Origin of the sequence: Robinsoniella sp. KNHs210, from assembly GCF_000686105.1 — a bacterium.
GTDB classification, from domain to species: domain Bacteria; phylum Bacillota; class Clostridia; order Lachnospirales; family Lachnospiraceae; genus Robinsoniella; species Robinsoniella peoriensis.
In genome coordinates, this window is the sequence record NZ_JMLZ01000002.1 from 5,142,903 (window position 1) to 5,164,009 (window position 21,107).

Below are 21,107 nucleotides of genomic sequence, written 5' to 3' on the forward strand. Positions count from 1 at the left end.
TACGATGAAAAAGAAGCTTTTATCAATGATTACGGCACTGGCTGTCATTGTTTCCAGTATTGCACCGGGAATAACAGTAAGTGCGGCGGCTGATCAGGAGGCCACGACAGGAACTACCTATTATGTCAGCACGTTAAATGGAAAGGACAGCAATGATGGAACATCGGAATCGAATGCTTTCTACAGTTTACAGAAAATAAATGAATTAGCGTTACAGCCCGGAGACCGGGTACTGCTGGAATCCGGATCGGAATTTACAAATGGGTACCTGCATCTCTATGAACAGTCTGGCTCCCCGGAGTCACCGATTGTCATAGACAAATACGGAGATGGAAACAATCCAGTAATTAATACAAACGGGCAGGGGATCTGGTACCAGAACTATGGAGGAATGCTGGACAATGTAAATCATGTCTTTAAAGGGTATGTTTCGTCATCGGTACTCCTGTATGATTCGGAATATATTGAGATCAATAACCTGGAAATAACTAACAGGGGTCCAAAAATTGAAACCGTATATAACAATCAGAAAGTTATGGAACGTACGGGAGTAGCTGCCATTGCCCAGAACAAGGGTACTGTAGACCACATTTACCTAAATCAGCTGAACATACATGATGTAATCGGAAATGTATACGATAAGCACATGGACAACGGCGGAATCCAGATGAATGTCTTGAAACCGAAAAATGAAGCGGCAACAGGGATCTCAAGATATAATGATGTTAAAATCGAAAACTGTTACCTGGACAATGTAAATCGTTGGGGGATTGCGATTGGTTATACTGCATACTTTGATAAGTTTGCGGGTACGGCAATTCCGGACGATGTCATTGCAAAATACGGTCACGGAAATGTTGAAATCCGGAATAATTACGTGAAAGAAGCCGGGGGAGATGCCATAACAACTATGTATTGTGACCGCCCGTTGATTGAGTATAACGTATCAGATGGTGCGGCAAGGCAGATAAATGATGCCGACTATATTGCAACGGGTCAAGGAAAAGTGGCAGCGGGAATTTGGCCGTGGAAATGTAAGGATGCGGTATTCCAGTACAATGAAGCGTTTGATACTTATTTTAACGGGGATGGTCAGGCGTGGGATGCTGATTCCGGCGATGGAACCATCTACCAGTATAACTACAGTCATAATAACGGCGGCGGGTGTGTAATGTTCTGCCTGCAGCAGTCGTACCGTAATATTTTCCGTTATAATATCAGCCAAAATGATCTGTCAGGCGTGATTAATGCACCATCCCAGCCGGATGCCCATATTTACAACAACGTCTTCTATGTAAAAGAAGGTGTTCCGTTTATTCGTCCGGGCATGACCGGAGGTGTTATGAATGTGGAAAATAATATTATCTATTATGCCGGTGATCAGGCAAAAACAGAAAGCTGGACCTTAAACGGAACCAGAGCAAGCTATAGCAACAACCTCTATTATAACTATGCCAATATTCCTGGAGATGATGAGAATGCGGTAAACGTAACGGCAGGAACACAAGTGTTTGAAGATCCGGGAAAAGCGCCGTCAGCTACTAATGGTGTGATAAATTCCCATGAAGACCCGTCTCAGAAAACCGTATTTGACGGATATAAGCTGGCTGAAAATTCACCTGCCATCAATGCCGGAAAAGTTATACAGGATAACGGAGAACAGGATTTCTTCGGTAATGAGGTAACAGGAATACCGGACATTGGGGCACATGAATCTGATATTGCCAGCATGGGCTTGTTTTCATCCGTATATACTATTGCAGACCGTCAGATTAGCGGGTTGGCAATGAACACAACTGTAGAGCAATTTTTAGGCAATTTAGTTTACGATAAGAAATTAGAAGTACATGTATTTGATAGGGGAGAGCAGGAGCTGACAGGGAAGGATATTGTGTCAGGCGGCAGCAAGCTGACTTTATCTGATGGAAACGAGACGGTTGAATATGTGGTAACGGCAAGTACGGACAATAGTATCAAGGATTCTATTTTTGAGATCAGGGATGATGCAGTCTATGTACCAATGACGGAAAAAGCAGCTGTCTCTGTGGAGGATATACTTACTGGAATTACCGTGCATGATACGGCAGTTAAAAAGCTTTATCAGAATGATGCCGAAGTAACCCAAGGAAATGTGAAAGATGGCATGACCTTAAAAGTAATTGCGGAAGACGGTTCCGAAGCAGACTATACAATCACTGCTAAAAATGAGTATCATTGGGCAAAGGATTTTGTGGAGGAACAGCAGGGGAATGTGTGGTTTGCCCAGCAGAAAGAAAATGACACATATAGCAATATGACTGTATTCGATCCTACGTATGCCACTTGGAACGGAAAAGAATACGCTATCATTGGTCTGCAGGGAAACAAAGGACAGCCAACGGCAGATAAGAATGGGTTATTCTGTGATTCTCTGGCAGTTGCCCAGCGTGCACAAGGCTATTCAGCAGCTTATCGTTCACCTGTGTCAGGAAATATCATCATGTCATTTAAAGACATGGGGGATAAGAAAAACGCATATCTCCGCCAGGCATCTGCTGCTTCAACGAATACGGGATCAAATGTATTCCTGACGATTACCAAAAACGGTGAGCAGGTTGGTGAAAAAGTTCAGATACCAAATGATGGAAGCGGTGTGGAAATTGCTCCTTCCGCTATGCAGGTTGCAAAGGGGGATTATATCAGGCTTGAGATCAACAATGAAGGCAGTCAGAATGCAAGTCGTCCTTCTGCATATGTTACACCTGTCATTACTTATGTAGATGCAGCTGAAACGGATACCCAGGCACCAACCACTCCTGATAATATAAAGGCAGAGGATATTACAAGTACATCAGCTAACATCAGCTGGGATGCATCTGCCGACAATGTAGGCGTTACAGGATACGAAGTAAAAAATGGAAATGAAATTATAAAAAATATCTCGGAAGGTACAAGTGCCAGCCTGGATGGATTGATTCCTTCAACGGAATATACCATAACAGTAACTGCATTTGATGCAGCAGGCAACAAATCAGAGCCGGGAAGTGTTACCTTCGAGACAAAACAACTGGAAGATACCCAGAAACCAACAGCACCTGCAAATATAAAGGTAACCGATATTACGGACACTTCAGCGACAATTACCTGGAATGCGTCTGCAGACAATGTTGGGGTACGGGGATATAAAGTATTAAATGGTAGTGAAGAATTAGCAGATGTAACAGATACCAAAGTTACCTTACAGGAATTAGCACCGGAAACAGATTATGCTTTGACGATTGTGGCATATGATGCAGCAGGCAACCATTCGGATCCTGCCGCCGCAACATTTACAACAGCAGAGAAACCGGATACGGAAAGCCCGACAGTACCTGCCGATGTAAGAGCGGAAGATATCACCGATACTACCGCTATGATCTTATGGACAGCTTCTGCCGATAACAAAGCAGTAGCAGGATACCGGGTTAAAAATGGTAATGTAATCCTGAAAGATCAGGTAACCGATACAAAGGTACAACTGGTTAATCTGGAACCTGGAACGGATTATGTCATAAATGTTGTGGCATATGATGCAGCCGGAAACGAATCAGCTCCGGGAAGCGTATCCCTTACCACTCTTGGAGAGACAGCGGAACCGGATACGGAAAAACCGTCAGTACCAGCGGATGTTAAGGCTGAAAATGTTACATCAGATACAGCAGAAATTTCCTGGTCGGCTTCCGCAGATAATGTTGGGGTAATCGGCTATAAAGTAATGAATCAGGAGACTCTGTTAGCTAACGTAACCGATGGCACAAGTTTCCAGTTAAAGGAATTGGCTGCAGCAACAGAATATACAATTGATATAATTGCATACGATGCTGCGGGAAATGAATCAGATCCGGGAAGCGTTACGTTTACAACTTCCGAACTGATAGATGAAGAGGCACCCTCAACGCCTGCCAATATAAAAGCAGAGCGCATAGCCCAGACATCGGCATGGATCAGCTGGAATCCTTCCAACGACAATATCGGAGTGACAGGATATGAAGTGAAAAATGGTGACAGCATACTTGCAGAAGTAACAGGGGAAACCAGAGTAGAATTAAAGGATCTCTTACGAGGTACGGAATACACAATCAGCATCACGGCACACGATGCAGCCGGAAACCGGTCAGAACCCGGAATAGTGAGCTTTACCACATTAAGGGCAGATGCTTCCGGATTAAATGCAAAAATTATAGAAGCACAGGCTATTAAAAATGACAATGGCATATATACAAAGAGCAGCTATGCAGATTTACAGAATGCAATTTTAGATGCTAAAGAAACTGCAGAGAATAAAAACAGCAGTGATGAAGACATCCGGACGGCAATAGCGGATTTACAGGATGCAATGAAGCTGGTGAAGGTAACTTTGACCCTGAATACTGGCAAGGCAGAAATGGAAGCAGGAGATATGCTGCAGCTTACCCCGTTAACTAATGAAACAGAAGCAGTAGTCACCTGGAGTTCGTCCAATGAGAAAGCGGTCTCTGTTGACACAAAGGGAATGGTGAAAGCAATTGCACCCGGAACAGCTGCAGTAAAAGCAAATCTGGGCTCAATCACTGCAGTGTGTACGATTACGGTAAAATCCAGACCAGCACCAACACCGGGACCGACGCTGACGCTGAACAAGAGCAGAGTGACCATTTATACCAAAGGAACCAAGACAGTTAAATTAACTGCAAAAGTGACAGGTCCAAGTAAAAAAGTAACCTGGAAATCCAGTGATTCGAAAATAGCAACCGTGAAAAACGGTATAGTAACTGCGAAAAAAGCAGGTAAAGTAACAATTACGGCAAAGGCAAACAGCATTCAGAAGACATGTCTTATAACTGTTAAAAAACCTGCATTAAAGCTTAGCAGATCCAGACTTACACTGTATACAAAAGGAAAAACAACAGCAGAAATAAACGCAAAGATAACAGGCTCCAGCAAACGAATTGTGTGGAAAACCAGCAATAAAAAAATCGCAGCAGTTAAAAACGGCAAAGTTACAGCCAAAAAATCAGGCAGGGTAACGATCACCGCAAAAGCAAACGGCATCACAAGAAGATGTGAAGTAACGGTGAAAAAACCAAGCCTGAAAGTGAAAAGCGGTATGGAAATATTCCTGAAAAAAGGAAAAACTGCCAAAATATCCGCAAAAGCAAAGCCAGACGGAAAGATCATATTTAAATCCAGTAAGAGTAAGATCGTTACCGTAAGCAAAAAAGGTGTGGTAAAAGCACTTAAAAAAGGAAGAGCTGAAATCACCGTATCCTGTAACGGGGTAAAGAAAATAATAAAAGTTCATGTAGATTAAAGCTTAGAAACCCGGCAGAATTTTGTTAATGACGGATCGTAATGTCTGAATGCAGAAAACCTGCAGGCTGGTGAAACAGAGAGATGGATCCTCATCTCTCTGTTTTGAATAGGGCAAAAATAATGCATGAAAAGAAGAATCTGCATAATTTATGATTTTAATACGCATGCTATGAAAAAGCGAGGTGATAAATCATGATTACGAATGCAGAACAAGAGATTCTCTATGGAATCTGTAAAGAAAGTAAAACGGCACTTCTTGATATACACACCATTTTGAGCAAGGTGTACGATGATGAGCTGGCACTCGATTTGAATTTGCAGGCAGCCAGGTATTCAAGACTGGAAGAAAAAGCGGCTGACAGCCTGCGGGAAAAGGGAATATCAGATACGGCACTTAAGCTGGGTGACAGGACAAAACGCTGGGCATCCCTGCAGGCAGGTACGGTATTTAATGTAAGTACTTCCCATATAGCTGACATGATGATACAAAAGAAAGAAGAACGGCTTACTGAGGTCAAGAAAACAGTAGACCATAATCCGGTTGTGCACAATATGGTATATGAACTCGCAGAAGAATTTCTGGGATTCGAAGAAGATACCATCCGGATTCTTAAGTCATATTTGTGAAAAGGTCCCAAAATATATTGTAAAGAAATGTCAAAAATTACTTGTCATCAGCTTCTGTACATTATATAATACAAAATGGAACTAAAATGTAAAGGGCAGATGGTATGAGGAGTGTCTGTTTTTTGCTGGAAAACATTTATGCTAAGGAGGATTTAAAATGTCATATGTTGATGAGGTAATTGAACTGGTAGTGAAAAAGAACCCTGCTGAACCGGAATTCCATCAGGCAGTGAAAGAAGTTCTGGAATCTTTACGCGTTGTAGTAGAAGCAAATGAAGAAAAGTTCAGAAAAGACGCATTGCTTGAAAGACTAGTAGAGCCGGAAAGACAATTCAAATTCCGCGTGCCTTGGGTAGACGACAAGGGACAGGTACAGGTAAACACAGGATATCGTGTGCAGTTTAACAGCGCAATCGGACCTTACAAAGGCGGTCTTCGTCTTCATCCATCCGTAAATATAGGTATTATCAAATTCCTGGGATTCGAGCAGATTTTCAAGAACTCACTGACAGGTCTTCCGATTGGCGGCGGTAAAGGTGGATGTGATTTTGATCCTAAGGGCAAATCAGACAGAGAAGTTATGGCATTCTGCCAGAGCTTTATGACAGAGCTTTGCAAATATATTGGCGCTGATACAGATGTGCCGGCAGGAGATATTGGAACAGGTGCAAGAGAAATCGGATACATGTTCGGACAGTATAAGAGAATCCGCGGCGTTTACGAAGGCGTATTAACAGGTAAAGGTTTATCCTACGGTGGATCTTTAGCAAGAACAGAAGCTACCGGATATGGTTTATTATATTTAACAGAAGAATTATTAAAGATCAACGGAAAAGAATTAGCAGGCAAAACCGTAGCAGTATCCGGTTCCGGAAATGTTGCAATCTACGCAACCCAGAAAGCACATCAGCTGGGCGCTAAAGTGGTAACAGTAAGTGATTCTACCGGTTGGGTTTATGATCCGGATGGAATTGACGTTGATGTATTAAAAGAGATTAAAGAAGTAAAACGTGCAAGATTAACAGAATACAAAAACTACAGACCAAATGCAGAATACCATGAAGGCAAAGGCGTATGGACAGCAAAAGTTGATATTGCCCTTCCATGTGCGACACAGAATGAACTGGATGTAGAAGATGCCAAGACATTAGTAGCTAACGGCTGCTTCGCAGTATGCGAAGGTGCAAACATGCCTACAACTCTGGAAGCAACAAAATACCTTCAGGAAAACGGCGTAATCTTTGCTCCTGGTAAGGCAGCAAATGCTGGTGGTGTTGCTACTTCCGCACTTGAAATGTCACAGAACAGCGAAAGACTGAGCTGGTCATTCGAAGAAGTGGATTCCAAGTTGCAGGGAATCATGGTTAATATCTGCCATAATATGTCAGACGCTGCAAAACGTTATGGACAGGAAGGCAACTATGTATTAGGTGCGAACATCGCAGGATTTGAAAAAATTGTAGATGCTATGAATGCACAGGGAATTGTATAATAGTCGTAAAATATCCCGCAAGTATGATGCTTGCGGGTTTTCTTTTTGTCTGAATATTCACAACATGGAAGTAAAAAGAGGTTCAAAGGATATCAGGGGCGACAAAATCTATATCTTATTAACCTCGTAAAGTAATTCTTCCATTGTTTTCTGGGTATATTCGCCTTTTGTGATGTCTTGTCCGGTGCGGGTTTTAAAATTTAGCCGATCATCGTCTGAAATAGAATGCCCCATAATAATTTTTAAACATACCGGATATCATGTTTGCGTTATCTGTTAATGAAGCAAATGTATAACGACCATCCCATACAGTTATCCCCTAGCCGTGTGAAACCTTCCAATACAGGAACTAATGTGGAAAAGATACCAGTCTCTTTGACTTGCCTAATGGTATCATGTACCGTAACGCTAAAGACTCTATATGGATTCTTAGTGACATAATATTGAAGTTTGCTCTCTTGATGATATTATCTCACTTCAATTCAGTAAAAAGTTTAGCTTTACCTACCTTTTCTTAGAATAACCCCCAATTATATAAAAAAAATTTATTGAATATACTTCATAGTATTTATATAATAGTAAGCAGGGTACATGAGAGGGCTTGCAGATGAAAAATATAATTCTAAACATTAAACGATATACCAAAAGTTTTAAATTTAAGCTGATTGTGGTTTTTGGTGCAACGATGCTGCTGCTTATAATTATTCTCGGGCTGTTATCTTACTATAATGCGGTTGATGCCATGGAAAAAAATATTGAAGAGTTAACGAAAGTAAATTTATCGAAAACCCAGAAAAGTGTGAAAACCATATTTGAATCATATGAAGATTTACTATATCAAATCTATTCGGAAGACAGTGTTGTAGAGTTGGTGGATCGCATTAATGCGAATGATAATTTAGCTGTTAGCAGGAATCAAATGAGAAGAACGCTGAGAGCAATGGCAAATGTAAAAGAAGATATACAGTCGGTGACCATTATTACAGCCAGTGGAGATGTGATATTTTACGATAAACTTACTGCCGCAACAACAGCAAATTCATGGTTGTCAGGAAGTGATAATGAAGTAGCGGATTTGTTTCAAAGGGTGTCAGATGAAAATAAGACTGTTATTTTACCAACGTATCTTGCGCAAAATTATTTAACCAGACCATTTTATTTATTCCATATAGGACACAGATTAGTTGATTATCGTGATATTAATAAAAAAAATGGAATTGTAATAATAAGCATTGATGCCAATCTTTTAGATAAAATATGTAATGAAAATATGGCAGAAGGTACGAGCGAATCATCCAATACCGTTTCTTTTATTATAGATGATGCTGGGAAAATCATATCTTTTCCTGATGAAAAACAGTTGGGAAGGCAGATACTTGACAGTAATGAGACCGAGGAAGAGAAGGATGACAAGCTAGCAAGATTATTACAAAACAGCAATGTTATCCCAAGTGAAAATCTAAGTATCAGTAAAAGCTTTGATGAGGAATTAGGCTGGTATTTTTATACTGCCTCGGACCGGGGGAGTATGCTGATACAACTTCAGCAGCAAAGAAAATGGACTGTTACTGTTATGGTGCTATCCGTAATTGGTATCATTCTTATTGTTTACATACTATCCGGAAAGCTTACGGCTTCCATTAGGGAAATTGTCCGGGCAATGAAAAGAGCCGAGAATGGAGAAATGTCAGCAAGAGTAGAAGTAGTGAAGCAGCAGTTCCCTTTGGAAATGGAGTTAATAGCAAACCAGTTTAATCGTATGATCAAAGAATTGCAGCTTTCTATTGATAAAGAACGAAAAGCAGTGGAGAAACAGAAAAATGCAGAAATACAGGTTCTGGAGGCTCAGATTAATCCACATTTTCTATATAATATGCTGGATACGATTAACTGGATGGCTTTAGATAAAGAAGAATATGAAATCAGTGATACGATCAATGCTTTAGGACATATATTGCGATATGGTATTAGCAATAGTACCGGAATTGTACCTTTGAGACAAGAGTTAGAATGGCTGAAAAAGTATATTCTGCTGCAAAAAAGCAGGTTAAAGGGGAGCTTTGAATGTAAGGTAGACGCAGACGAGGAGATTCTGGATTGCAGTATTCATAAATTACTATTTCAACCATTTGTGGAAAATGCTATTTTACATGGATTTGAAGGCATTAAACGGCATCCTGTGCTCAAAATTTTAATATTAGGTGAAAAAGATGTGATGCGTATCAACATAGAGGATAACGGAAAAGGAATGAGCCAGGAAATGATCGATCGGTTTTTGAGCGGAGAAATAGTGGAAAGCAAAGAAAGAAATCACATAGGTATTCAAAATGCAATTAATCGTCTTTATATGTATTATCCTGAGAAGGCAAAGGTCTGCATTGAAAGTAAATTAAATATTGGTACCTGCGTGATTATTGAAATACCCAGAACCTAATGGAGGAAAACTATGAAGATAGTAATTGTTGAAGATGAGATACGAATACGTGAGGGTCTTTCCAAGCTTATAGTAAAAATTGATCCAGGCCATATAATTTGTGGTGAAGCGGAAAATGGAAAAGAGGGGTTGGAGCTGATATTACGTGAAAAACCAGATCTTATTATTTCGGATATTCGTATGCCTGATATGGATGGTTTAGAAATGTTGGGGATTATAAAGGACAGGAAAATAGAGTATGAGGCTATTTTCCTAACAGCATACTCGGAATTTTCATATGCAAAGACAGCAATAAGTCTTGGAGTAAGCGAGTATCTTTTAAAACCTATCTCAGTTTCAGAACTAAAAGGAGCGTTGGATAAAGTTAGTTCAAAGTTGGAGGGGAAACAAAAGGAGCGGTTAAATCAAACGAAAACTTTAGGATCATTGGAAAATATATTTACTGGATTGATGATTCATAACCAGGAGATAAATTTGGAACTGGAACAGTTTTTGAAAGAACAGTATGGAATAGCGGCACATGATAAATTTATCTTAGTGCCAGTTTATATTGGGAATAGTTATGCATCTTGTCATGAGCAGCTTAAAAATGAGTTGTGTTATATTTGGAGGGAACAAAAAGAAGTTAAGCTTAAAGAAATTGAATTGCCTGAGTATCAGATGTTCGCATTTGTGGTTTATGAATTTGATGATAATATAGATTTGAAAAGATGGTTTCAAAATTGTATGTTATTGAATTACAAAAAAAGTAATAGTGTAAGTATCGGTTGGATTACGGGGATGGGAGTATATAGTTTAAAGCAGAGTCTGGATACTATTCGGGGATATATGCATTGGAATATTGTTTTGGGTGATAATGTAATTATATCATATCCCCAAATCGAATCTATCAAGACAGAGGAGATTACATTTCCTATGGACTTAATGGAAAATGTAAAAAGTGCTTTATGTATGCGCGATATGGAGAAAACCCGTCAGTACGCAGGAAATTTTGAGGAATACTATCATAGTGGTAAGGTACTCGAACCAAAGATCATCAAAGAACATTATATGCGATTTCTATGGGGAATATTAAATGTTGCGGTAGAATTGGATTTTATTCCCTTTCAAAACCTAAACCAACAGGATTTAACTGAAAAAATTGGCAGAGCTGTTATGAAGAAAGAACTTGAACAGGTAGTTGGAGATGTTTTACGTATGATTGACGATAAAAAAGTGGTGGCTGGCAGTTCCGTTATATGTAAAGTAAAAGGGTTAGTCCATGAGTACTATAGTAATGGTATTACTTTAGAAGAAATAGCTAGAAGGCTCAATCTGACTCCGGAATATCTGGGAACATTATTCCGAAGAGAAGAGGGGATTAATTTTAATAATTACATAAAGGAGTACCGTATTCAGAAATCAAAAGAATTACTGCTGGGAACAAAATTAAAAACATATGAGGTTGCCCTTAAGGTAGGTTATACTGATTCAAAATATTTTAGCAGAGTGTTTAAAAAGTTAACGGGATATCTGCCGGCAGAATATAGAAGAATAAAAAAGTAGAGTGAAACCATGTGTTTTGCTCTACTTTTTTCGTTAGATGTATTATTTTTTAAATAATATATAGAAAAAGTAAATAATTGAGAAAGGTTTAGTTTTACCTACCCTTTTACAGTTTTTTAGAGTATGCAGTTTCAGAAACTTAATATACAATGAGATCATCAGTTACAGATTGTAATTAGAAAAAAAGGAGAGAATATTTTATGAAGAAAAAGATTATCAGCACATTTATTTGTATGAGTTTAGTAACGGCATCCATGTTAACCGGCTGCGGCGGTTCTTCGGATAAGGCTGAAACGGCGGCGACAGAAAAAAAGACGGAAGCATCTACGGAAGAAACCAAGGCTGAAAATGAGGAAACAAAGGAAGCAACGGAAGGAATGGAAGGTACTGATGCGGATACAGATAACAAGGCAGATGCTACCGGAAATGCGGAGGAAGTAAGTATCTGGTATTATTGGGAGGCTGAGAACCACCAGAAGGCACTTGATAAAGTAATACAGGATTATAATGAATCACAGGATGAAATCCAGGTAACGGCAAAATATGTTCCTTTTGCAGACTTTAAAAAGCAGTTATCAATTGGCGCTTCAGCAAATGAGCTGCCGGATATTGCAATCCTGGACTCGCCTGATCATGCTTCTTATGCATCAATGGATATCTTTTCGGATTTGACAGGAAAATTTGATGTGGAGAATTATTATCAAGGAGCAGTAGATTCCTGTACGATAGATGGTGCATTATATGGAGTGCCGTTTGGTGTTAACTGTCTGGGACTTTATTACAATGAGGATATGTTAAAAGAAGCAAATTGTGAAGTACCGGAGACTTGGGATGAACTGAAAACCACAGCACAGGCATTAACAAAAGACAACGTAACAGGCTTAGCTTTCTGCAGTCTGCAAAATGAAGAAGGAACCTTTAATTTCCTTCCATGGCTGTGGTCTACGGGGACAGATTCTTACCATATCGATACTGACGGTGGTGTGAAGGCTTTGACCTATGTAAAAGATCTTGTTGATTCTGGCAGTATGAGTAAAGAATGTATCAATTGGACACAAGGCGATGTTATGAACCAGTTTGTGTCAGGAAATGTTGCAATGATGGTAAACGGCCCATGGCAGATTCCACCAATGAAACAAGAAGCACCGGATCTGAACTGGAAGGTTACCCTGATACCTAAAGATTCTAATTATGCTTCAGCATTGGGAGGAGAAAATTACGCAGTGATTTCTGGCGGCAATGAAGAGGGTGCGTTAAAGTTCCTGCAATATGCGACCAATGAGGAGCAAGTAAAATATCTGATGAACGAGTTTGGATACATATCCGCAGATAAAAATATCGCAGCTACTCAGTTTACGGATGATGAGTCCATGAAGACATTTACTGAAGAAATGGAATATGCAAAAGCAAGAGGACCACTGGCTGAATGGCCGGAAGTATCTAATGCAATTTCGCTTGCATTTAATCAGGTTATGACAGGAGAGATGGAACCTGAGGATGCTGCTGCGTCTGCTCAAGCGTCGATAGACTCCGTTGTAGTGAAATAAAATGATATAGTTATTACTGGTGCGGGGTATACGTTGATTTTGTATACTCTGTACTTTTATAAATAGTCTTTGCATAAAGGAGTAAGTTTAGTGAAAAAAATAAAAACATTTTTTCAATATGACAACATCGGATATCTGTTTGTTTTACCTGCATTTCTATATATGGTCATCTTTGTAGGGTATCCGATAGTAGATAATATAATTCTTAGTTTTCAGGATGTTACAATGAAAACATTGACAGCAGCGCATAAGCCGTTTGCGGGACTGGATAATTATCTTGCTATATTCAGTGATGCAGTATTTTGTAAGGCTTTGTGGAATACGTTACTGTTTACTGTTTGCTGCTTGATCTTGCAGTTTCTAATTGGCTTTGTACTGGCTGTATTTTTTAACCAGAATTTTCGCTTTTCCAAACCTGTCCGTGGGCTATTAATGATGCCATGGATGATCCCAATTACCGTAACAGCATTGATATTCAAGTTTATATTTGGTACAGATGTAGGAATTTTAAATTATATTTTACATAGCATCGGATTAATAAAAGAAAATATAGATTGGCTGACTTCTTCCAGTACTGCAATGTTTGCTATTATTTGTGCAAATGTATGGATTGGAATTCCTTTTAATATGATTCTGCTATCCACAGGGTTGACAACGATTCCACAGGAGTTATATGAAAGTGCATCCATAGATGGTGCAAATAAAGTACAGTCATTTTTAAAAATAACATTACCGCTTTTAAAACCAACAATAGAATCGGTATTGATCCTGGGATTTATTTATACATTTAAAGTGTTTGATCTGGTTTATGTTATGACCGGTGGCGGTCCTGTTAATTCAACGCACATGTTGTCTACATATTCCTATAAACTATCATTTGAAATGTTTAAATACAGTAAAGGGTCTGCTGTGGCAAATATTCTTTTAGTCATATTGTTGATTGTCGGTGTATTTTATTTGAAGATGACAAAGGAGGAGGAAGTATAATGGATGATGATAAAAAAATTTCTGGAAAGAATAATGTGGTCCTATGTGTAATATCCATAGTTTTTTTATGCATCTTACTATTTCCACTGTTCTGGATTGTAGTGACTTCCCTAAAAACAGAGAAGGAGATTTTCCAGGTTCCGCCTACGATATTCCCACATGTATTAAATTCCAAGTCCTATCTGGCACAGGTTGAAAATGGTGATTTTAATATGTTCCGCTCATTTGGAAACAGTCTAATGATATCCGTTGGAGCTATGATTATCTCTGTAATTTTATCCGTACCAGCTTCTTATGGAATAGCCAAATACCGATTTAAAGGGAAGAATACAATACTTCTTAGCTTTTTAGTAACCCAGATGCTGCCAGTGTCTGTTCTGTTGACACCAATGTTCATTATGTTTAAAGGCATGCATTTATATAACACACCGTTTTCTGCTATGATAGCGGATGCAACTATTGGAATCCCATTTTCAGTACTAATTTTGAAAAATTATTTTGCATCTATTCCAAAAGAATTAGAAGAAGCGGCGTATATTGATGGGTGTAACCGATTTACTGGATTTATCCGGGTACTGATTCCTATTGCAAAGCCGGGTGTAATGGTTTGTGCTATTTTTTCATTTCTGTATGGATGGGGAGATCTGGCATATGGTATGACATTTATCTTAGACCAGCAGAAACGCCCAATCACGGCGGGAATCTTTAACTTTATGGGACAGTATGGAACAAAATGGAGCTATTTAACTGCTTTTGCTGTGGTAACAATTATTCCGGTTGCTTTAATCTTTATCTTTATGCAAAAATATATAATCAGCGGAATGACCAGCGGAGCAGTGAAAGGATAGAGAAGGAGGGAAAGAAAAAGATGAGAAAGCAGATAAAAAAAGCGACCAGTATTCTTTTAAGTGCAACTTTAACATTAGGATGTCTTTCAGGTATCACACCCACTGTAGCACATGCAGCGGAGGCGAGAGATGTTCAGATTGATTTCAGTAAAACCAGGGGAGAAATGATTCCCAAAGTAGGTTTTTTGTTGATTCCAAATGAAAATGTAACGGATGGGCGAATTCTCCCGTTGAATGCACGTATTATAAGAGATGATATAGAAACACAGAATCTAATCTGGAATAATAATGATAAAGATACTAGTCCGGATCATATACGTGATATGAGCCCTAACGAACAGAATCGATTGGATCGGATTAAGGATGGAGTAGAGCGCATGAGTGAGTTGGGTATCGAGTATTATCCAATCATGGGATATTTTCCATCATGGGTATCGAAGACAGGCCGTGCACAGGATAGTCCAAAAAATATGGAGGTTTATAAGCAGTGGATCCGCGATATTGGCCAATATGTGAAGGATAATAATCTTCCAATAGATGAATTTAATGTATGGAATGAAGACTGGGGATTTTATGGGGGTGGTGGTGAGAATACATATAACAATATGCATAAGAATTCTTTCTATGCCCTGAATGAGATCTTCCAGGATGTAAAACTCATTGGACCGTCCATGCAGGAGTCTCCAGAGGGTCGGGCTTCCAGACTGATCAAGGCCTGTGCGGAATGGGAAATACCGGCAGGCATCCTCGCTTGGCATTTTGATAATGATTCCAAAAATAACGTAGCTGCTTTGAATAACATGGTATCACAGTATCCTATCGTTGGAAATCCGAAATATTATCTGGAAGAATATGCATGGGATTGGGAAAACGGAGCCCTTGCATTTAACATTATGGCAGAGGCAGACAGTTCGGATGTAGATGAAGCTATTCGAGGTATATGGGAATTTCCAAATGGTATGAGTGAATTATTGAAAACGTTTCAAGACGAAGAAAACCCCAATTATCGCTTGTGCGAGTGGTGGCAGTTGGCAGCTTATGGATCTATGACAGGTCAGAGCGTGGTGAATGACAGTGAACCATTTGAGCCTTATATCGCTTCCATAGATGAAGAAAAGGGAGAGGCTAAGGTGCTGATTAGTAATAAAAATGCTCAAAACCGTAATAGTTCTGTAACCTCACCTATGACAATTAATTTAAATCTTGAAAATCTTCCCTTCACAGGAGATGTAAAAATTGATAAATATTTGCTAACCAAATCTTCTATATCCGGGGACACAGGTGGCGGAGCAGCAAATGCGAAGTATGCAATGAATCGTGACAGCATCTGGGACGAAGACGAAGGTATTAAATATCAGGATAGTCAGATGGCATCAATTGCGCAAGAAGGAGATAATAGTACACAGGTGAACCTGGACTTTATGGGACACGATGTGTATATGCTTGTTATTAAGACCGAAGAGGCTGTACCCTCTGATTTTTATCTAAGAACTCCGGATGACAATACAGTGGTAAACAGTACACCGGAATTAAAATGGGAAAAATCTCAGGGAGCGGAATCTTACACACTCACAGTGGCTCATGATAAAAAGATGAATGATGTGGTTTATACAGCGGAGGTTCCGGCAGCAAAGGCAGGAATTGAAGAAATACATAAGGTGCAGACTCCACTGGCAGCAGATCAGATGTATTACTGGACAGTTACCGCACATAACAAAAATGGAGATCGCACACCATTTAACAACATGTATTATTCCTTCACCGTGAAGGATAATATAGAGGTACCAGGTCCATTCACCATTTATCAACCTGTTAATTATACCGATGAAACACCGCTTCAGCCGAGGTTTACATGGTCTGAATGCCGAAACGCAGATAGCTATACAATTGAAATCTCTGAAAATCAAGACTTTTCAGGAGATGTAATAACAAAAAAGGTTACAGATCCCGTATATGTTGAACTGGATAAAGACAGGCAGCCATGGGCCAAGGAACTTATCTATTGGGAATATACTTTGGATGAAGAACTTAAACCTGGTACTACTTATTATACCCGTATGGAGGCAGAAAATGAAAATGGCACCCGGGAGATGAATGGCAAGGTTCATGAATTTACAACCACTTCAGCGGACGGTGTTCCGGACGCATTTGAGATTACATATCCGGAGAACGACGTTATTCTGGAGCAGAGAGAAACACTTCGATGGGAAGACAATGCGGGTGCATTCTTCTTCGAACTGGAAATCGCAACCGATGCGGAATTTAGTAATATAGTAGTGAAGCATGATACCATCACGGTACCGGCATACACATTGGAGCCTAACATATTAGAACCGGATACAACCTATTATTGGCGTGTAGCTGCAACCAATAAGGAAATAGATCCAGCGAAGAGAATAAGAACGGAAAGCTCTTCCGGAGTCTACAAATTTAAAACTTCAAACAAACCTGCAGCACCGCTGGTAAAAGTGTCACAGCCAAATGCAGCCGGCGCAATTATTATTTATCAGCCTGTATTGGGGGCAGATTCCTACAACATAAAATTTGGTAACCAGTCCGGAGTATATACCCAGGAAATCACAGGAATCACAGGGGATAGGTCTTATATCCCGTTTAAAGGAGAAGGTTATTGTACAGTAACTGCTGTAAGAAATGGTATAGAAAGCGAAATATGGAATGAAATTCCGGTAAGTTGTATTAAATCTGAAATGACGCTGGAAGAGCCATATCCTGCAGAAGCAGCTGATGTTATTTCCGGAGCGAAAATTTCCATGGAGGGTCAAGATGTATTTCTTGAGTTCCAAAAGGAAGGTGATACGGCGGAATATAAGGATGTAATTGCCTGTAGTGATATCGTTATTGCCTATAAGGCTGATACAGATACGGAGGTAGCAGTTTACAAAAATGACGAAAAAGTAGGGGATTTAGAGCTGAACCAGTCGGATGGACAATGGAATAAGAGCAGGATTACAGTGAATCTGTCCGAAAAAGATACGCTGAAATTTGTGAAAGAGGGAAAAGCAGCAGGATTCAAGATCAGTGAGTTAACACCGACTGCTGGAGCGGATCTTACTAATATATCGAAAAATGCTGTCATAACGGCTGACTCTTCTACTCCTGGATTTGGGGTAAAGGAAAATGCAATTGATGGAGACAGAGAGACCTTCTGGAAATCAAATGTATCGGCAACAGATGACAAGCCTGGATGGCTGACCCTTGAATGGGAAGAAGAGCAGAATATAGCTGCGGTGAATGTCAAACTACCTATCAATGGATGGGGACCACGGAGTCAGGAGATACGGATCCTGACCTCGGATGACGGAGATACTTTCACAGAACAAGTAGCAAGAACCCTCTATGAGTTTGACAATTCTAAGAACAAAAATGAAGTAAAGATTAAGCTTCCCAATATTGTAACGACAAAGCATTTAAAGCTTGAAATTTATACCAATACGGGAGATAAACATTATGGGCAGGTTGGGGAACTGGAAGTAATGGCAGCAAGTGATTCACAACCCTCTGATATTGATGGCAAGAATCTGGCACTGAAAAAACCGTTAAGTTTAAATCAGATTTCTCATGGCAATTTGCAGGATGCGGTAGATGGAGACAAGAAAACCTTTATAGACTGTGGATCTAAGAATTTTCCAAATGAAGTCATAGTTGATTTAGAAAACATTTATTTATTAGAGCAGTTTGACCTGTATCTGCCATCTAATTGGGGAAAAAGAACTCAGGAAATTGAATTTCTGGTAAGTTCCGATGGAGATGTTTACAAAACGGCTGTGGATAAAGCAAAGTATGCTTTTGAACAGGGAACAAATCATGTAACAATTGCATTGCCACAAGATACGGCAGGAAGATTTATCAAAATAATAGGAACTGCTAATGATGAGGTTGGAAAACCCGGTCTACAGATTGGTGAATTTGAAGTATACGGCAATTATGGACAACGTGTAGAGGGCATTAAACTGGCAAAGACAGAAGAAACGGTAAAAGCATATCAGACAGTACAATTAAGTGCAGAAATTCTACCGGAAAGTGCCTCAAATAAGATGATTGCATGGTCTTCTTCAGATCTTACTGTAGCAAAAGTCAGTAAAGAAGGCGTAGTAACACCAAATGGTTTAGGAACGGTTCAGATCAGAGCCAGAAGCTACGATGGAAACTTTAAAGACACCTGTAATATACAGGTAGTGCCAAACCAGGTGATATCTATTATAAAACCGGATCCTTTGGAAGCAGAATACGGGGAGGAAATCACAGAAGACCAGCTGCCGGAATCGGTAGATGTTATGCTGGAGCAGGATATTCAGAAAAACCTGAATGTTACGTGGGATTTATCTGCATATGATCCTCAGCAGGAAGGAACCCAGGTTATACCGGGGACACTTAAGGAGACAGAGCTCATTAAAAATGAACAGGGAATCCAGGCGGAGATAGAGATCCAGGTATCGCCGGTTCCTACTTATACAGCTACAGTTGTAAATGGAACAGGAAGCGGGGATTACCAGAAGGATGATGTGGTTACCATTTTGGCAGATGAAGCAGAGCCGGGTAAGAAATTTGACCGGTGGGTTACGGAAGATGTGGAGGTGGAAGACCAGTATAGTGAAGAAACAACCTTTACCATGCCGCAGCATGCGGTTACCGTAACAGCAGTCTATAAAGAACTGGCTGACCGTACGAATCTGGATGCCTTGATTGCATACACAGAAAATATAATGCAGGATGAAAGGTATGCACAGACAGATGCTTCGATAAAGACCGAGCTGGAAGCAGCTCTGGAACGTGCTCAGTCCGCGGGCAGCAGCGAGGATATCAGCCAGGCGGAAATAGACGGATATTATAGTGACCTGATGTTCCAGATAAACAGACTGGATTATATTAGCAGCTTTACAAATCTGCAGGTTGCGGTAGATGTTGCAAAAGGCATTTCTACTGAATTCTACACTTATGAGTCAGTAAGGGAATTAGAAACAGCCATATGGAATGCCGATCTTATACTCAGCAGAGAGGCCGGACCCGATGAGGAAGAGCAGGCTAAAGAAGCACTGAAAACGGCAATTGAAGGGCTGGTAAGACTCGGAGCGAAGGAAGAGCTTCAGTTAAGACTTACAGAAGCTGAAAAAATAATACCGAAACTGTCAGAATACTTTATGGCAGGGCATCAGGCATTTATGGACGCCTACCGTATGGCGGCAGAAGTAAATGGAAATACCCAGGCAGATGAAACAGAAGTAGCAGATGCATGTGAAAATCTGAGGATTGCAATGGGCGGTCTAATGATTAAGCCGGATAAGAGTGAACTGAAAAAAATGATCGAAAGAGCACTGCAAACCGATACTGCCAAGTACACGGAGCAGACCGTAAAGGCATTCACAGACAGCCTGGCGGCAGCAAAGCAGATTCGGGAAAAGGAGGAAGCAACAGCAGAAGAAGTGCGTCAGTCCACCGAAGGATTAAAAAGAGCAATGGAAGGTCTGGCCGTAAAACCGCCGGTTGTACCGGAACAGCCCCAGATAGGCAAGACGTATACGTCAGGATATCTGAAATATAAGATAACCGGGAAAGACAGTGCAGAAGTGACCGGAACAACCCAGAAGTCCAGGACAGATATAACCGTCCACTCAACAGTAAAGATAATGGGAAAGACTTTTAAAGTAACTGGGGTACAGAGAAGTGCATTCAAAAACAATAAAAAATTAAAGAGTGTCGTAATTGGAAAAAATGTGAAAGTGATTGATAAGTATGCATTTTATAACTGTACATCGCTGAAGAGCGTCAGAATGATGAAACCATCCAGCCTTTCAGAGATAGGAGAGAAAGCATTTAAGAAGTGTACAAGCCTGACGGGTATCACATTACCAAGTACGGTGCGCAGCATAGGAAAAGCAGCATTTTATGGAGATAAGAAATTGAAGTCCATAACGTTTCAATCAACAGGACGGATAAAAGCTGGAGACAATGCAATAAAAGGAATTTACAGCAAAGCAGTAATTAGGGTTCCGGAGAAAAAAATCTCAGCTTATAAAAAACTGTTGAAGAACAAAGGCTGGAAAGACAGCATGAAAATAAAAGCATACTAAATTAATTAAGAAAGGGCTGCTACACAAATTTTGTGTAGCAGTTTCTATTTAAATGTAGTTATATCTTGTATGCCAACTTAACAAAAATTCAATTTTAACATCTTGTATTGTTTTAACAATATATCGGATATCATAATGGAGTCACCCCTAAGAGAGAGAAGTTTAGTTTTATCTAACCAATTAAAGTTATTTAGAGTATGGAATATTAGTTTAGTAGATTATAATTAT

At 39.8% G+C, this 21,107-nt stretch carries 9 protein-coding genes; all 9 read left to right on the forward strand.

Going from position 1 to position 21,107, the window contains the following annotated elements; translation table 11 throughout:
• Positions 1-4: 4 nt before the first annotated feature.
• The 9 genes from CD03_RS36825 (at position 5) to CD03_RS0129045 (ending at position 20,879) form a co-directional block, all read left to right on the forward strand.
• Positions 5-5,308: a fibronectin type III domain-containing protein gene (locus CD03_RS36825; protein WP_063837265.1), complete on the forward strand. Its 5,304-nt coding sequence runs from the start codon at positions 5-7 to the stop codon at positions 5,306-5,308.
• A 194-nt stretch (positions 5,309-5,502) separates the two neighbouring features.
• Positions 5,503-5,937 carry a hypothetical protein gene (locus CD03_RS0129010; RefSeq protein WP_027296606.1) on the forward strand — a complete coding sequence of 145 codons (435 nt, stop codon included), beginning with the start codon at positions 5,503-5,505 and terminating at the stop codon, positions 5,935-5,937.
• Positions 5,938-6,094: 157 nt separating this feature from the next.
• Complete coding sequence (gdhA, locus tag CD03_RS0129015; RefSeq protein ID WP_027296607.1) at positions 6,095-7,429, forward strand: NADP-specific glutamate dehydrogenase; 1,335 nt, start codon at positions 6,095-6,097, stop codon at positions 7,427-7,429.
• Between the two features lie 607 nt (positions 7,430-8,036).
• Positions 8,037-9,863 carry a cache domain-containing sensor histidine kinase gene (locus tag CD03_RS0129020; RefSeq protein ID WP_052378035.1) on the forward strand — a complete coding sequence of 609 codons (1,827 nt, stop codon included), beginning with the start codon at positions 8,037-8,039 and terminating at the stop codon, positions 9,861-9,863.
• A 12-nt stretch (positions 9,864-9,875) separates the two neighbouring features.
• On the forward strand, positions 9,876-11,408 hold the full coding sequence (locus CD03_RS0129025) for a response regulator transcription factor (protein ID WP_027296609.1): 1,533 nt from the start codon (positions 9,876-9,878) through the stop codon (positions 11,406-11,408).
• A 200-nt stretch (positions 11,409-11,608) separates the two neighbouring features.
• Positions 11,609-12,955, forward strand: coding sequence for a sugar ABC transporter substrate-binding protein (locus CD03_RS0129030; RefSeq protein ID WP_044289742.1), 1,347 nt, complete (start codon positions 11,609-11,611; stop codon positions 12,953-12,955).
• Positions 12,956-13,045: 90 nt separating this feature from the next.
• A complete protein-coding gene (locus tag CD03_RS0129035) occupies positions 13,046-13,942 on the forward strand; it encodes a carbohydrate ABC transporter permease (protein WP_027296611.1) in 897 nt (298 codons plus the stop codon).
• The gene (locus CD03_RS0129040; protein WP_027296612.1) at positions 13,942-14,790 is read left to right on the forward strand and encodes a carbohydrate ABC transporter permease; all 849 of its coding nucleotides are present in this window, start codon (positions 13,942-13,944) and stop codon (positions 14,788-14,790) included. Before CD03_RS0129035 ends, CD03_RS0129040 begins: the two co-directional genes overlap by 1 nt.
• A gap of 20 nt (positions 14,791-14,810) precedes the next feature.
• On the forward strand, positions 14,811-20,879 hold the full coding sequence (locus CD03_RS0129045) for a discoidin domain-containing protein (protein WP_027296613.1): 6,069 nt from the start codon (positions 14,811-14,813) through the stop codon (positions 20,877-20,879).
• Positions 20,880-21,107 lie beyond the last annotated feature (228 nt).

What these genes read in the sequence shown, in the direction of transcription:
- CD03_RS0129010 (WP_027296606.1), top strand. Translation starts at nt 5,503, where the DNA reads ATGATTACGAATGCAGAACAAGAGATTCTCTATGGAATCTGTAAAGAA.
- gdhA (WP_027296607.1), top strand. Translation starts at nt 6,095, where the DNA reads ATGTCATATGTTGATGAGGTAATTGAACTGGTAGTGAAAAAGAACCCT.
- CD03_RS0129030 (WP_044289742.1), top strand. Translation starts at nt 11,609, where the DNA reads ATGAAGAAAAAGATTATCAGCACATTTATTTGTATGAGTTTAGTAACG.
- CD03_RS0129025 (WP_027296609.1), top strand. Translation starts at nt 9,876, where the DNA reads ATGAAGATAGTAATTGTTGAAGATGAGATACGAATACGTGAGGGTCTT.
- CD03_RS0129020 (WP_052378035.1), top strand. Translation starts at nt 8,037, where the DNA reads ATGAAAAATATAATTCTAAACATTAAACGATATACCAAAAGTTTTAAA.
- CD03_RS0129040 (WP_027296612.1), top strand. Translation starts at nt 13,942, where the DNA reads ATGGATGATGATAAAAAAATTTCTGGAAAGAATAATGTGGTCCTATGT.
- CD03_RS36825 (WP_063837265.1), top strand. Translation starts at nt 5, where the DNA reads ATGAAAAAGAAGCTTTTATCAATGATTACGGCACTGGCTGTCATTGTT.
- CD03_RS0129045 (WP_027296613.1), top strand. Translation starts at nt 14,811, where the DNA reads ATGAGAAAGCAGATAAAAAAAGCGACCAGTATTCTTTTAAGTGCAACT.